Source organism: Tractidigestivibacter montrealensis (assembly GCF_024741235.1).
Lineage (GTDB): Bacteria > Actinomycetota > Coriobacteriia > Coriobacteriales > Atopobiaceae > Tractidigestivibacter > Tractidigestivibacter montrealensis.
On the sequence record NZ_JANSKA010000004.1, the window covers coordinates 79,207 to 93,398 of the forward strand.

Here is a 14,192-nt window from a genome sequence, read left to right on the forward strand (position 1 = left end):
CATGGCAGTTAAGGTTGCAATCAACGGCTTCGGTCGCATCGGTCGCCTGGCGTTCCGTCAGATGTTCGGTCACGAGGGCTCCGAGATCGTCGCCATCAACGATCTTACCTCTCCCGAGATGCTCGCCTACCTGCTGAAGTACGACTCCACGCAGGGCAACTACTCCCGCGATCACGAGGTCACCGCTGGTGAGGACTCCATCACCGTCGACGGCAAGACCATCAAGATCTACAAGGAGGCAGACGCCAACAACCTGCCTTGGGGCGAGCTCGGCGTCGACGTCGTCCTCGAGTGCACCGGCTTCTACACCTCCAAGGCCAAGTCCCAGGCGCACCTCAACGCTGGCGCCAAGAAGGTCGTCATCTCCGCTCCTGCGGGCTCTGACCTCAAGACCATCGTCTACAACGTCAACCACGAGACGCTGACCGCCGACGACGACATCATCTCCGCCGCCTCCTGCACCACCAACTGCCTCGCTCCTATGGCCAAGGGCCTGAACGACTACGCCCCCATCGTCTCCGGCATCATGACGACCATCCACGCCTACACCGGCGACCAGATGATCCTCGACGGCCCGCAGCGCAAGGGCAACTTCCGTCGTAGCCGCGCCGGCGCGGAGAACATCGTCCCCAACACCACCGGTGCTGCCAAGGCCATCGGCCTCGTGCTCCCCGAGCTCAACGGCAAGCTCATCGGCGCCGCTCAGCGCGTTCCTACGCCCACCGGCTCCCTCACCAACCTCTACGCCGTGGTCAACAAGGAGGTCACCGTCGAGGGCGTCAACGCCGCGATGAAGGCCTACTCTGAGCAGATTCCCGAGACCTTCGGCTACAACGAGGACCAGATCGTTTCTCGCGACATCGTCGGCATGACCTATGGCTCGCTCTTCGACGCCACCCAGACCATGGTCAACCCGCTCGGCAACGGCCAGAGCCTCGTCCAGGTCACCTCTTGGTACGACAACGAGAACTCCTTCACCTCTCAGATGGTCCGCACCATCAAGTACTTCGAGAAGTTCGTCGCCTAGTCGATGCTTCGGTGAGGTAACTATGGGGCGCGGTTTGCAGCTTTCGGGCCGCGGCCGCGCCCCTATTTTTGCACGTATCGACAATAAGGAGTGAACATGGCTTTCACCAAGAAGACCGTTCGCGACATCGACGTCGAGGGCAAGCGCGTCCTCGAGCGCGTCGACTTCAACGTGCCCCTGAAGGATGGCGTCGTCACCGACGACACGCGCATCAAGGCCGCCATCCCCACCATCAAGTACCTCAAGGAGCACGGCGCTGGCATCGTGCTCATGAGCCACCTCGGCCGTCCCAAGGGCGACGGTCCCGAGCCCGAGCTCTCGCTCAAGCCTGCCGCCGAGAAGCTCGCCGAGCTCACCGGCTATGACGTGAAGTTCGTCGACGACACCTACGGCGAGAAGGCCGCTGCCGCCGTTGCCGAGGTCAAGCCTGGTGACATCCTTGTGCTCGAGAACGTCCGCTTCGACAAGCGCGAGAAGAAGAATGACCCCGAGATCGCCAAGAAGCTCGCCTCCTACGGTGACATCTTCGTGCTCGATGCCTTTGGCACCGCGCACCGTGCGCAGGGCTCCGTGGTCGGCCCTGCTGCCTACATTCCCGCCGTCGCCGGCTTCCTGCTCGAGAAGGAGGTCGACACCCTTACGTCGATCTTCGCCGAGCCCGAGCGCCCGTTTGTCGCCATCGTGGGCGGCTCCAAGGTTTCCTCCAAGATTACCGTTCTCGATCGCCTGATCGACTCCGCTGACACCCTCATCGTTGGCGGCGGTATGGCCTACACCTTCTTCCTGGCCCAGGGCTACACCGTGGGCACGTCGCTGCAGGAGCCTGACTACGTCGACGAGGCCAAGAAGCTCCTCAAGAAGGCCGAGGACAAGGGCGTCAAGCTGCTCCTGCCGGTCGACAACGTGGTCACCGACGACTTCGACAACCCCACCGTCAAGGAGGTCGTCGACTCCAACAAGATCCCCGACGACCGCATGGGCATGGACATTGGCACCAAGACCCGCGAGCTCTATGCCGAGGCCATCAAGGGCGCCAAGACCGTCTTCTGGAACGGCCCCATGGGCGTCTTCGAGAAGGACGAGTTCGCTGACGGCACCAAGGCCGTTGCCGAGGCTGTCGCCGAGGTCAAGGCCAACGGTGGCACCTCCATCATCGGCGGTGGCGACTCCGTGGCCGCAATCAACAAGTTTGGCCTGGCTCCCAAGATGAGCTGGATCTCCACGGGCGGCGGCGCCTCGATGGAGCTCGTCGAGGGCAAGGCTCTTCCTGGAGTGGAGGCGCTTCTCGATGCGTAACAGGATGATCGCTGGCAACTGGAAGATGAACAAGACCTACGACGAGGGCGTTGTTCTCGCGCAGGGTCTGGTCGACGAGCTCAAGGACGGCACCGGCTCGGTGGACGTTGTTGTTTGCCCGCCCGCCATCGACGTCAAGGGCGTCGCCGAGGTCATCCAGCAGGCCAATGCCCCCATCGCCGTGGGTGTCCAGAACGTCTACTGGGAGGAGAAGGGCGCCTACACGGGCGAGACCGCTCCTGACATGATCACCACCGTTGGTGCCACCTACTGCATCATTGGCCACTCCGAGCGTCGTGGCTACTTTGGCGAGACGGACGAGGACATCAACAAGAAGGCCAAGGCCCTCATGGCCCATGGCATTGTCCCCATCTCCTGCTGCGGCGAGTCCCTCGAGGTCCGCGAGGCCGGCAAGCACGTCGAGTTCGTGGTCGAGCAGATCAAGAAGGACACCGAGGGCCTCACGATCGATGACCCCTCCAAGTACGTGGTTGCCTATGAGCCCATCTGGGCCATCGGCACCGGCAAGACCGCCACGGCCGATGACGCCGAGGAGGTCTGCGGCGCTATCCGCAAGACCCTGGCCCAGATCTTTGGCCAGGAGACCGCTGACGGCATCCGCATCCTCTACGGCGGCTCCGCCAAGCCCGAGAACGTGGGCGGCTTCCTTGAGAAGGAGGACGTTGACGGTGCGCTCGTCGGCGGTGCTTCGCTCAAGGCCGACAGCTTCGCAGCCATGGTCCGCAGCGCAATGGCGTAGTGAGACAAAGGGACTGTCCCTTTGTCTCATTCGGCCCCGGTGCGCCTGTCGCGCCGGGGCCTTTTCTAGATGGGGTGGTTCTTCTAGCCCGAAAGGTGGCGGAAGTTGTTTCTCGAGAAGTCGACATGGCCTGCAGTCGAGGCATACTTTGCAAACAATGACCTGGTAGTCCTTGGGTTTGGCAGTACGGAGAACCATGGGCGGCACAATCCACTTGGAACCGACTGGATGGCCCCCCAGAGGATACTGGACCTCATGGATGAGCGCAGGCCCAAGTTTCTGTACGGGCCGACGCTTCGCCTTGGGTCTGCCGATCACTTCATTGACTACCCCGGAACGCTCTCGCTTGGGGATGACCTCCTCCATCAGGTGACCGCACGAATCTGCGGGCAGCTCTACCACTACGGCGCTCGGCACTTCTGCTTTGTCAACGGTCATGGGGGAAACACCCGAGCCCTCACCATAACCGGCTATGACCTCAACGACCGTGGCTGCCAGGTGGCGCTTCTCAACTGGTGGAAGCTGGCAGGCGAGCTTAACCCTTCGTGGGGTGGAGGCCACGGCGGTGCTCAGGAGACCTCAGCCAACCTCTGGATAGACCGAAGCTCCGTGGACACTTCCGCATTGGGCCCCATGGACCTTGTGGATGACGGCGGTAGCGATATCAAGACAAAGGGATTTGATGTCGTCGAGTTTGAAGGGGTTCACCCTTCGCTCATCCGTCGCGCTCGCAGGTATGCCTCGAACGGATGGATAGGGAAAGACGATCCCAAGCAGGCGTCTGCGGAGTGGGGAGAGCAGATGCTCACCTCCTTTGCGGATTGGGCCGTAAAGTTTCTCGACGCCTTCGCTCAGTCTCCGCTGCCGGGCCAGATAGAGCGCTAGGCGAGAACGTCGAGGCTTCTCCCCACGATTGCACGGAGACCTTCTCTGCAGGAACGCGCCCTCCGGCGAGAAAATGACGCCGGAGCCGGGGTTACCGCAGCGATTCCGTACGGGATGCACCCCCGAGCGGGGGTTTCCGACGGGATTCTGTACGAGAAGGGCTCCGGCGCCCTTTTAGCGCCGGAAGGGTCGTTGCCGCAACTATCGCGTACAAAAGAGTTCTTCCGGCGCCGTTTGGGCGCCGGAGCTTGAGTTATAGCGACGTTCGTCTCTGCGGCCTTCTCGCAGAAAAACGGGGCCCATCGGCATCGACCGGTGGGCCCAGGCAACTACGCGCTGAGATCTGTTGAGAACTGCGCCTACTGCGCGGGCGTTGCGTCCCTTAGCTCGGGCAGGCGTGCGGCATCGACCTTGATGCCGGTGAACTTGTTCGAGGTCACCTTGTTCAGGGTCTTGTGGAGCATGGGGATGATGGGCATGTCCTCGGCAGCAATGGCGTCCGCCTCGTGCATGAGCTCGACGCGCTTGTCCTCGTCCACGGTCTTTCTCGCCTCGTCCAGCTTGGCGTCGAACTCGGCGCTGGAGTAGTGGGAGACGTTGTCGCCCACGCCGGTGTACATGAGCGGCTGCAGGAAGTTGTCCATGATGGGATAGTCTGCGGTCCAGCCACGAGATCCAAGCTGGAAGGTGCCGGCAACGTAGTCGTCGAGCATCGACGCGTATTCCTTCTGGTCGATGGTCACGTTGATGCCCACGGCCTTCCAGTCGCCCTGCAGGACCTCGAACTCGTTTGTCTTGTTGGACGAGGAAACCATGATGGTGAGGTCGATGCCGCGCATACCGTCTGAGCCGGCGGGATAGCCTGCCTCGTCGAGGAGCTGACCAGCCTTGTCAACGTCATAGGCGCAGTACTGCCACGTGGTCTCGTCGTTGCCCTTGATTCCCGGCGGGACAATGTCGCCTGCGGGCTGCGCAAATCCCTCGTAGAGGGTGTCGCAGAGGTTCTGGCGGTTGATGGCAAGAGACATTGCCTGGCGTACCCTCTTGTCGGAGAGGAAGGGGTCGTTCACGTTGTACGCAAGGTACTCAGTGTACAGAACCTCGCCAACCATCGTCTGCTTGTTGGGAGTGCCGGTGTAGCCGTCGTCCGACTGTCCGTACTTCTCGACCGTCTCCTTGACGCGCCCCGCGGGAACGTCGCAAAGGTCGAGGTTGCCGGCCTCAAACTCGCGGAATGCCGTGTCGGTGTCCTTGTAGATGTTGAAGTGTACGGCGTCGACCTTGGCGGGGTTGTCACCGGCATAGTCCTCGTAGCGCTTCATGTTGATGTACTGGCCATCGTTCCAGGTGCCATCCATCTGGAAGGGGCCGTTGCCAACCGGCGCCTTGGAGTAGGTGTCGTAGTTGTCCTTCGCGCAGTCCGGGATGGGCGAGAGGGGCGTGCAGCACACCACAAAGGGGAAGTCTGCGTAAGGGCCGGTGAGCTCCACCTTGAGGGTGTAGTCGTCGGGGCAGGAAAGCCCCTCAAGCTCTTCGACGTTTCCGTTGACCACGTCTTCATAGCCCTTAACCATGGCAAGGTGGTACGAGACCACAGACGGCGCCGTGGTGGTCTTGGGGTTGCAGATGCGGTTCCAGGCGTACTGGAACGACTTGGCCGTGACGTCGGTGCCATCGTGGAACTTGAGGCCCTGCTTGATGTGGAAGGTCCACGTCGCGGCGTCGTCAGATGACTCCCAGGACTCGGCAACGCTGGGCTTCAGCTCCTCTGTGTCGTAGTCGTAGACCGTGAGCTGGTCAAAGAGCTGAGAAGCAACAGCCGCGCCGTTGAACTCCTCGATGTCAAAGGGGTCGATTGACGTGGGGTTCGTGATTGCATAGTTGATGGTTCCTCCCGATGCCGCCTCCCCACTGGATGACTCTCCGCTGCTGGACGAGCGCTGTCCGCAGGCACCAAGTCCTGCGGCTGCCATCGCGGCAGCTCCGCCCTTGATGAAGGTGCGACGATCCATCGAATGACCCATCTTTTCCTCCCACCGTCTGTCCCCATGCGGACACCGCATGACCGCAGTGTCCGCTTTTCGAGAAAGATGTTCGTCCTGTTGGAGGAAAGTGGCGGAGGACTGAAATACGCCTGAAGCAAATATTTGCAGTATTGAAACTCCTGGCCTGATTTGCCTACCGCTCGCCGACTGCAACTCGAAAGTCGCATGGCCGCACCTCGCTCGCGAACCTCACAAGAATGGGTGCGAGCATGACTGCCCGCACCCATCAAGAGGCACCGTCTCCAATGGCGAGAAGCTTCGCCCGTGCTGTCCGCTATTCCAGCGCAAGGAAGGCACAATAGCCCTTATAGGCCTCCCAGATGTCCGCCTTGCTCGTGACCTCCCAGGGGGAGTGCATCGAGAGCACGCCAATGCCGGAGTCAATCACGTTCATGCCGTAGGTGGCCAGGATGTAGGCGATGGTGCCACCGCCACCGGCGTCAACGCGGCCGAGTTCGGCGGTCTGGAAGCGGACGTTTGCGTCATCCATCACGCGGCGGATGAGGGCAACGTACTCGGCGTCGGCATCGTTGGAGCCAGACTTGCCGCTGCCTCCCGTGTACTTGTTGAAGGTGAGGCCGCGCCCAAGGAAGCACGAGTTCTTTGCCTCGAAGACCGAGGAGTAGCTGGGGTCGAAGGCCGCGGAGACGTCACTCGAGAGCATGCGAGAGCGCTCGAGGCAACGGCGCAGCGCCAGGGGAGTACCCTGTCCGGCTGCCTCGATAAGCTCGGCCATGACATCCTCAAAGAAGCGGCTGCTCATCGAGGTAGCACCGCGGCTGCCAATCTCCTCCTTGTCAACAAGGATGGTGACGGCGGTGCGCTTGGGCGCCTCGCACGCAAGCTGGGCAAGAAGCGAGGGGTAGGCGCAGGAGCGGTCGTCCTGGCCGTAGCCCAGGATCATCGAACGGTCCAGGCCCATGTCGCGCGCCTGGCCTGCGGGCACAATCTCAAGCTCGGCGGAGAGCAGGTCCTCCTCGGTGATATCGTACTTCTCGGCGAGAATATCAAGGACGGTTGCCTTAACCGCTTCTTTGTCTTGGTCCTTCTCGGCGCCGTCGCTAGCTGCCCTGGGGCGGTTGCCCACAATCACGTCGAGAAGCTCGCCCTCAATGAGCTCGGACGCCTTCTTCTGCATCTGCTCACGGGCAAGGTGGGGGAGAAGGTCGGAGACGCAGAAGACGGGGTCCGAGGGGTCCTCGCCAATCACGACCTTGATGACGCTCCCGTCCTTCTTGGCAACAACGCCATGAATTGCCAGGGGCAGGGTTGCCCACTGGTAGGTCTTCACGCCGCCGTAGTAGTGCGTGTCAAGCGTGGCGATGTCGTTTCTCTCCTCGAGCGGGTTCTGCTTGACGTCCAGGCGGGGCGAGTCGATGTGAGCACCAAGGATGTTGACGCCCTGCTCGAGAGGCTCCGTGCCCAGCTCGATGAGCATGAGGCTCTTGCCGCGGACCGACGCGTAGACCTTGTCGCCGGCGGAGAGCTTCTTGCCTGCCTCGACCTCTTCCTCAAGCGGGCGATACCCATGTGTCTCCGCAAGCTCGATGGCAGTAGCGCAGCACTCTCGCTCGGTCTTGTTCTCCGAGATGAACTTTCGGTACCCCTCGCAGAATTCCGTGAGTTGCGCCAGGTCCTTCTCGCCATAGCCCTTCCAGGCGTTTGGTCTCTCCATTCCTGCTCCTTTCCAAAGTCCTCAGGTAAGCTCCGGAGAAGACTGTATCACCCATGGAACCCACGCCGCTCATCGTGCCGCTCGCCGGACGCCACCTGAGTTGTGGAATGAGAAAAACGATAAAACGCGCGTATCACCATATGCTATGCTGAATAGCATTGCATACAGCCCATCCGCTCTCGAAGGAGCCAGAATCCGTGAACGTCCTCAACGTCATCCTCCTTGTCCTGCTGTTCATCTCCGGCCTGCTCACCGTGGCTCTCGTCCTCATGCACTCGGGCAAGGGCACGGGCGTTTCTGACATGATTGCCTCCTCGCTCTACAACGCCTCCGCCGGCTCTGGCATCTGGGAGAGGAACCTCGACAGGCTCACGGTCATCACCTCCGTCATCTTTGTGGCGTGCGTCATCGTGATGGCGGTGACCTTCCCCACGGGAACCATCAGCCTGGCCGGCTAGGCCTTCTCGAAAAACGGTTTCATGCGGGACGGAGCGGCGAGTGCCCTCCGTCCCTTTTTTATCCGCACCACATTCTTTGGTTAACAAGTGGGACATTGAACCATCGAGTTGGCATCCTTAAACGCTTGCAAGCCTATGCTGGTGACATAAAGGCTTGTCGCAAGGAGGATGCCACATGTACATGGAGAGAAGCACCTGGACGCAGGTTCGTGACTACTTCAAGGAGCACGACCTGGTGATTATTGGAGTTGGCTCGACGGAGTGCCACGGCAGGCACAATCCGCTGGGCACCGATACCATGGCGCCAGACAAGATCCTTGAGCTGCTGGAACAGCGCGACGGGACGTATCTTGTGGCACCAACACTTCCCTATGGCGCAACGGACGACCTCGTTGGGTACCCTGGCACGGTGAGCCTTGGTGTCCAGGGGCTCTACGACGTCCTTTCGAGCATCACGCGGCAGCTCAGAGCCTATGGCGCACGCCGCTTCGTCTTTCTCAATGGTCATGGCGGTAACGTCAAATCTCTCTCTATGGCGTCGATGGACCTGAACGATGCCGGCTGCCTTGCGGCGGTGGTCAACTGGTGGAGGGTTGCCCCGCAGCTTGATCCCGCATGGGGCGGCGGGCACGGTGGCGCCATGGAGACCAGCGCCAACCTTGCCATCGATCCCGCTTCCGTTGACATGTCGCAGGTGACAGACGAGAACCTGCTCCCCGACATTGGGGCCGACATGCCCTCAACGGGATGGAACAGCGTGATCTTTGGCGGTGCCGAGGTGGAGTTCCCGCGAAGGCTCGCCCGGTTTGCAAGCTCCGGCTGGGTTGCCGAAGGCCACGAGGACCATCCGCGCGGCGCAAGCGCCGAGCTTGGGAAGGCGATGCTTGAGGGCACTGCGGCGTGGCTACAGGAGTTCACGCATGCCCTCGAGGCGGAGACGCTGCCCAAGCCAATCGACTTCTCTCGGGCAACGGAGCACCTCGACCAGTAGCGCACACTGCATAGCTGCATCTGTACCAGGCGTTCCCGCCTGCCGAGGAACGGGCGGACAACAAGGAGGAGAAATGCGCATCGAGCTGAGTACCTGGCCTGCCGTGAAAGACTACTTTGAGCGGGGAAACGACCTCGTCGTCATGGCCATAGGAAGCACGGAGGAGCACGGGAGGCACAACCCGCTGGGAACAGACACCCTTGCACCCAATCTGCTGCTGGAAAAGATTGATGCTGCCCTTGGCGAGGACGTGCTCATTGCGCCCACGATTCCCTTTGGCAACGCGGATGACCTCCTGGGGTTTCCGGGAACGCTCTCGATAGGCTATGACCTTCTCCGTTCGCTTGTCCGGACGCTCAGCATGCAGCTCTACGACTATGGAGCAAGAAGGTTCCTCTTCATCAACGGCCACGGCCCCAACATCAAGCCCATCTCAAGCGTGTGCGAGGAGCTCAATAGGCGAGGGTGCCTCGCGGCAAGGGCGGATTGGTGGCTCATGGCAGGCGAGCTCAACCCTGCGTGGGGCGGTGGCCATGGCGGGGCAGAGGAGACGGCTGCGGTGATGGCCGTCGACCCCTCGCTTGTGGATTCCTCCGAGCTTGGCCCCATGGCGCTTGCTAACGACATCTCCGACGAGCTTCCCACGTCTGGCTGGGACAACGTTGAGTTCAAGGGCGCTCACGTTGCCATTCCGCGTGACGCCTGCCGCTACGCCGGCAACGGCTGGATTGGCCCCGACGACCCAGCGAACGCCAACCCGGAGTGGGGAGGCCAGATGATGGACGGCGTAGCCAGCTACCTCGTCGACTTCATCGGCGCCCTCAAGCGCGCGCCGCTTCCCGCGCCCATGCCCGTCCGCACTACCAAGGCATACGGCGGCAATGGCGACAAGTAACGTCAGCACGTACGCGATATTGGCTCCCAAGAGAGAGGCAAGTGGCAATGGATTTCAACGATAGCGAGGTCGTGGACCTTCTCGGCAGGCTCTCTAACGCAAAGTCCCCCTCGGGCTTCGAGGACGAGACCATAGAGGTCGTGCGCGACTTCTGCCAAGGGTGGGCAAAGGTCGAGACCAACAGCGTCCACGACGCACTCGTCACCCCCAAGAACTTTACTGGCGAGAAGCCCGTGCTCATGCTCGATGCCCACGGCGACGAGGTTGGAGGCATGGTCAAGTCCATCCGCTCCAACGGCACGATGACCTTCGTTGAACTAGGACGCTTCTCTCCCAACGTGCTCACCGGCCAGGACGTGCTGGTGAGAAACACGCTTGGCGAGTGGGTCCATGGCGTGATTGGCGTGAAGCCGCCCCACTTCATGAGCGCTGCCGAGCGCGCCTCCGGAGAGCTGCAGCTCATCCTGGACGTTGGCGCCACCTCCAAGGAGGAGGCGGTAAACGTCTTCCATATGGGCATGGGCGAGCCTTTTGTCCCGGCCACCAAGTTCGAGTACAACGAGAAGACTGGCGTTGCGTTGGGGAAGGCATTCGACTGCCGCGCAGGAGTCACCGCAGAGCTCCTCGCCCTGCGCGAGCTTTCTAGCCGCACGGATCTACCCTTTGACGTTGTTGCCTCGGTGAGCTCGATGGAGGAGGTGGGGGAGCGCGGCGTGCTGGCAGCGGCGCTGCACTTCGATCCCATGGTCGCCTTCATGTTTGAGGGCTGCCCGGCAGATGACACGTTTACCATCCCCGATGACGTCCAGACTGCCTTTCGCCATGGCCCCATGTTTCGCTACTTTGACTGCTGCATGATTACGAACCCTCGCTACCAGCGCTTTGTACTCAAATGTGCGGCGGAGGCGGGACTTGTCTGCCAAACGAGCGTGCGGGAGGGCGGCGGCACCGACGGCGGCCCCACCCACATGCTTGACATCCCCTGCGTGGTCGCTGGCGTTCCCAGTCGCTACGTCCACTCGGGAACCGCGCTGTGCACGCTCTATGACGTAAAGATGACGGCGGAGGTTGCGGTTGCCGTGGCCGAGCGGATTACTCCGGATGCCGTTCGCTCCTTTTAAGCAGAGCGGGACCCCTGGCAATTTGGAGTTGCGTTAACGGGTAATTACATTGTCATTTCATAAACTTTTCTATTTACGTTCTTAACGTTACATGTGGACTATTCAACCTTAATGAACACTGTTTAGAAACAATAGCCCGCTACCCTGTTTCACAACATCAAGGTGGGACTTGATGCTTTGACAGTCAAATTGGTGTGGAAGAGGAGGAGCATATGGAAGACAGGTTTGGCGGAGTCTCTCGTCGAGGCTTCATCAAGGGTGGCGTCGCAGCCGCCGCACTGGCCGGTCTCGCGGGATGCGGCAAGAACAACTCTGGAAGTGCGACTTCGGGTGGCTCTTCTTCTGATGCGGGAGCCAGCACGGGCGGCGTGCTGAAGTACTACATCAACGACCCCGTTGCCATCGACCCCTACAACACGCAGGAGTCCGAGGGCACCCAGGTCGCGAAGTGCCTGTTCGATTCCCTCACCAAGTACAACTACGACACCAAGGAGCTTGAGCCGGCGGCGGCCGAGTCCTGGGAGTCCAACGACGACGCGACCCAGTGGACCTTCCACATCCGCAAGGACTGCAAGTTCCACAACGGTGACACCGTGAAGGCAGAGGACTTCAAGCGCGCCTTTGAGCGCATCTGCGACCCAACGATGAAGACCCCCTCGGACGTTGCCTACCACCTCGACCCCGTCAAGGGCGCCAAGGAGATGCAGGCGGGCGAGGCCGACGAGATCTCTGGCGTCACGTGCCCCGACGACAACACGCTCGTCTTCGAGCTCACCACCCCTATGTCCGAGTGGCCGCTCGTCTGCGCCCACCAGGCGCTCGTGCCTGTTCCTAAGGCGGCACGAGACGATCCCGACAGCTTCCTCGTTGCCCCCATCGGCAATGGCCCCTTCCAGATGGATGGCTCCTGGGTCTCCGGCCAGTACATCAACGTCAAGAAGTTCGACGGCTACTATGGCACCCCCGCAAAGCTCGATGCCGTGAACTTCTCCATCCAGAAGGACCCGGACACCGCCTTCAAGGAGTTCCAGGCCGGCAACATCGACTTCTGCTCCGTGCCCTCCGGCCGTCTTGCCGAGGTCGAGCAGCAGTATGGCACCTCTGACGACGGCTATACCGTGACCCCCAAGAAGCAGGTCCTTACTGGTGCCGAGGCCTCAACCTACTGGCTCATCTGCGAGATGGGCGACGAGACCCTTGGCAAGAAGGAGGTCCGCCAGGCACTTAGCCTTGCCATCAACCGCCAGAACATCTGCGACACGCTCTTCGAGGGCTCCCGCAAGCCTGCCACAAGCTGCTTCCCGCCGCTTATCGATGACTCCCCTGATTCCACGTGGGAGTACTGCGACTACGACCCCGAGAAGGCCAAGGAGATTCTTGATAGCGCCGGCTACACGGCAGACGCGGACGGCAAGCGCAACCTCACGGTTAAGCTCTCCTACAACTCCGGTGGCGGCCACGAGGACATCATGTCCATCATCCAGGGCGACTTCGAGGCCATCGGCGTGACCGTTCAGCAGAACTCCCTGGAATGGGCTGCCTACCTCACCGCGCTCGATGACGGTGGCTTCCAGCTCGGCCGCATGGGCTGGATCACCGACTACCCCAACATGGACAACTTCCTGTACCCCAACTTCTACAGCACCTCGTCGAACAACTACGGCAAGTACTCCAACCCTGAGTTCGACAAGCTGGTCGAGGACGCCCGCAAGGTCACCGACGAGGAGGAGCGCAAGTCCGAGTATCGCAAGGCCTGCAAGCTCCTGGGCGAGGACATGCCGGTCATCCCCATCATGTTCTACGCGCACGACCACATTGGCTCCGAGAGGATTCAGAGCCTGTACTACGACCCGGCAGGCATTGCCCACCTAGGCGAGGCTAGCGTCCAGGCCTAGTCCCCACGAGCTCGTGCGGGGCATCGGGTTTCCGGTGCCCCGCCCCGCCTTAATATCGGCATCTATTGGCTCGTCCCATGTGGTGGCAGGGGAGTGACCATGGGAAAATACATCATCAAGCGCGTTTTGCAGTTCATCCCGGTGTTCTTGGGAGTCACACTGATTCTGTTCTCCCTCGAGAACATCGTCCCGGGAGACCCAATCAGGCTGATTGCCGGAGACAAGAAACTCGACCCCGTCACCGAGAACAACCTGCGCGCCTCGTTCCACCTCATCGAGACGAACGACGATGGCACAATCAAGTACGACGAGAACGGCAACACCATCGAGACCCCCATGTGGGAGAGGTACTTCCTCTACGTTGGGGGCCTTCTCCACGGCGACCTTGGCGTGAGCTACCAGAAGTCTGGCCAGTCGGTCTCGAGCATTCTGGCAGACAAGTACCCCTATACTGTGCGGCTTGCCATTGTGGCTATCATCATGGAGGCGGTGCTCGGCATAGGAGCCGGCATAGTGAGCGCACTCAAACGCTACTCATTCTGGGACATATTTGTCACGTTCCTCTCGGCCCTGTTCGTCTCCATGCCCGCATTCTGGTTAGGCATGCTCTTACAGCTGTTCTTTGGCGTGTTCCTCAAGGATGCCACTGGCGGCGCCTTCTACCTGCCAATATCTGGCGCTGGTGGCCCGTATGCCGAGTTCCAAGACTGGGTGTACTACATACTCCCCGCGTTCACCCTGGCTGCAATCTCGATGGCATACACGGCCCGCATCATGCGCTCCCAGCTGCTTGAGGTCATGAACCAGGACTACATCCGCACGGCAAAGGCCAAGGGGCTCTCTCGCAAGGACATCGTCATTCACCACGCCCTCAAGAACGCGCTTATCCCCGTGGTCACCTACATTGGCATGGACTTTGGCGGCCTTCTTGCCGGTGCCATCCTCACCGAGACGGTCTTCAACTGGCCGGGCGTTGGCTACGAGACCTATCGTGCCATCACGCAGCGTGACTGGCCGCTGGTACTTGGCTCGGTAACGGTCATCGTGGTTGTGGTCATGGTCATCAACCTGATCGTCGACGTGAGCTATGCCTTCCTTGACCCGCGCATTCGCTTTGGCGCACCCAAGAACGAGAGGTAGGCAG

At 61.1% G+C, this 14,192-nt stretch carries 12 protein-coding genes; 10 read left to right on the forward strand and 2 right to left on the reverse strand.

The genetic code is table 11. The annotated features are described in order from the left end of the window. Position 1: 1 nt before the first annotated feature. From gap to NVS32_RS06665, 4 genes are all read left to right on the forward strand, one after another. Entirely contained in the window at positions 2–1,027 is a 1,026-nt protein-coding gene (gene gap, locus NVS32_RS06650) for a type I glyceraldehyde-3-phosphate dehydrogenase (RefSeq protein ID WP_032111523.1), read from the forward strand. Positions 1,028–1,123: 96 nt separating this feature from the next. Further along, positions 1,124–2,323, forward strand: coding sequence for a phosphoglycerate kinase (locus NVS32_RS06655; RefSeq protein ID WP_258499118.1), 1,200 nt, complete (start codon positions 1,124–1,126; stop codon positions 2,321–2,323). Then, entirely contained in the window at positions 2,316–3,083 is a 768-nt protein-coding gene (gene tpiA, locus NVS32_RS06660) for a triose-phosphate isomerase (RefSeq protein WP_258499119.1), read from the forward strand. Before NVS32_RS06655 ends, tpiA begins: the two co-directional genes overlap by 8 nt. A 105-nt stretch (positions 3,084–3,188) precedes the next feature. Continuing rightward, the gene (locus NVS32_RS06665) at positions 3,189–3,968 is read left to right on the forward strand and encodes a creatininase family protein (protein ID WP_258499120.1); all 780 of its coding nucleotides are present in this window, start codon (positions 3,189–3,191) and stop codon (positions 3,966–3,968) included. A gap of 359 nt (positions 3,969–4,327) precedes the next feature. Here NVS32_RS06665 and NVS32_RS06670 read toward each other — a convergent pair whose 3' ends face one another. Both NVS32_RS06670 and NVS32_RS06675 read right to left on the reverse strand, forming a co-directional pair. Then, complete coding sequence (locus tag NVS32_RS06670) at positions 4,328–5,992, reverse strand: ABC transporter substrate-binding protein (protein ID WP_258499121.1); 1,665 nt, start codon at positions 5,990–5,992, stop codon at positions 4,328–4,330. 295 nt (positions 5,993–6,287) lie between these two features. Beyond that, positions 6,288–7,688 carry an aminopeptidase gene (locus tag NVS32_RS06675; protein WP_118156473.1) on the reverse strand — a complete coding sequence of 467 codons (1,401 nt, stop codon included), beginning with the start codon at positions 7,686–7,688 and terminating at the stop codon, positions 6,288–6,290. A gap of 197 nt (positions 7,689–7,885) precedes the next feature. On the opposite strand from NVS32_RS06675, the gene secG reads away from it, so the two are divergent. The 6 genes from secG to NVS32_RS06705 all read left to right on the forward strand — a co-directional run bounded on the left by secG (position 7,886) and on the right by NVS32_RS06705 (position 14,188). Further along, a complete protein-coding gene (gene secG, locus NVS32_RS06680) occupies positions 7,886–8,146 on the forward strand; it encodes a preprotein translocase subunit SecG (RefSeq protein WP_118156474.1) in 261 nt (86 codons plus the stop codon). A 175-nt stretch (positions 8,147–8,321) separates the two neighbouring features. Beyond that, the gene (locus NVS32_RS06685; protein ID WP_042089276.1) at positions 8,322–9,137 is read left to right on the forward strand and encodes a creatininase family protein; all 816 of its coding nucleotides are present in this window, start codon (positions 8,322–8,324) and stop codon (positions 9,135–9,137) included. Positions 9,138–9,210: 73 nt separating this feature from the next. Beyond that, positions 9,211–10,032, forward strand: a complete 822-nt coding sequence (locus NVS32_RS06690) for a creatininase family protein (RefSeq protein ID WP_258499122.1) — start codon at positions 9,211–9,213, stop codon at positions 10,030–10,032. A gap of 47 nt (positions 10,033–10,079) precedes the next feature. Beyond that, on the forward strand, positions 10,080–11,153 hold the full coding sequence (locus NVS32_RS06695) for a M42 family metallopeptidase (protein ID WP_032111530.1): 1,074 nt from the start codon (positions 10,080–10,082) through the stop codon (positions 11,151–11,153). Positions 11,154–11,365: 212 nt separating this feature from the next. After that, on the forward strand, positions 11,366–13,048 hold the full coding sequence (locus NVS32_RS06700) for a peptide ABC transporter substrate-binding protein (RefSeq protein ID WP_258499123.1): 1,683 nt from the start codon (positions 11,366–11,368) through the stop codon (positions 13,046–13,048). 99 nt (positions 13,049–13,147) lie between these two features. Further along, positions 13,148–14,188 carry an ABC transporter permease gene (locus NVS32_RS06705; RefSeq protein WP_032111532.1) on the forward strand — a complete coding sequence of 347 codons (1,041 nt, stop codon included), beginning with the start codon at positions 13,148–13,150 and terminating at the stop codon, positions 14,186–14,188. Positions 14,189–14,192: the final 4 nt, after the last annotated feature.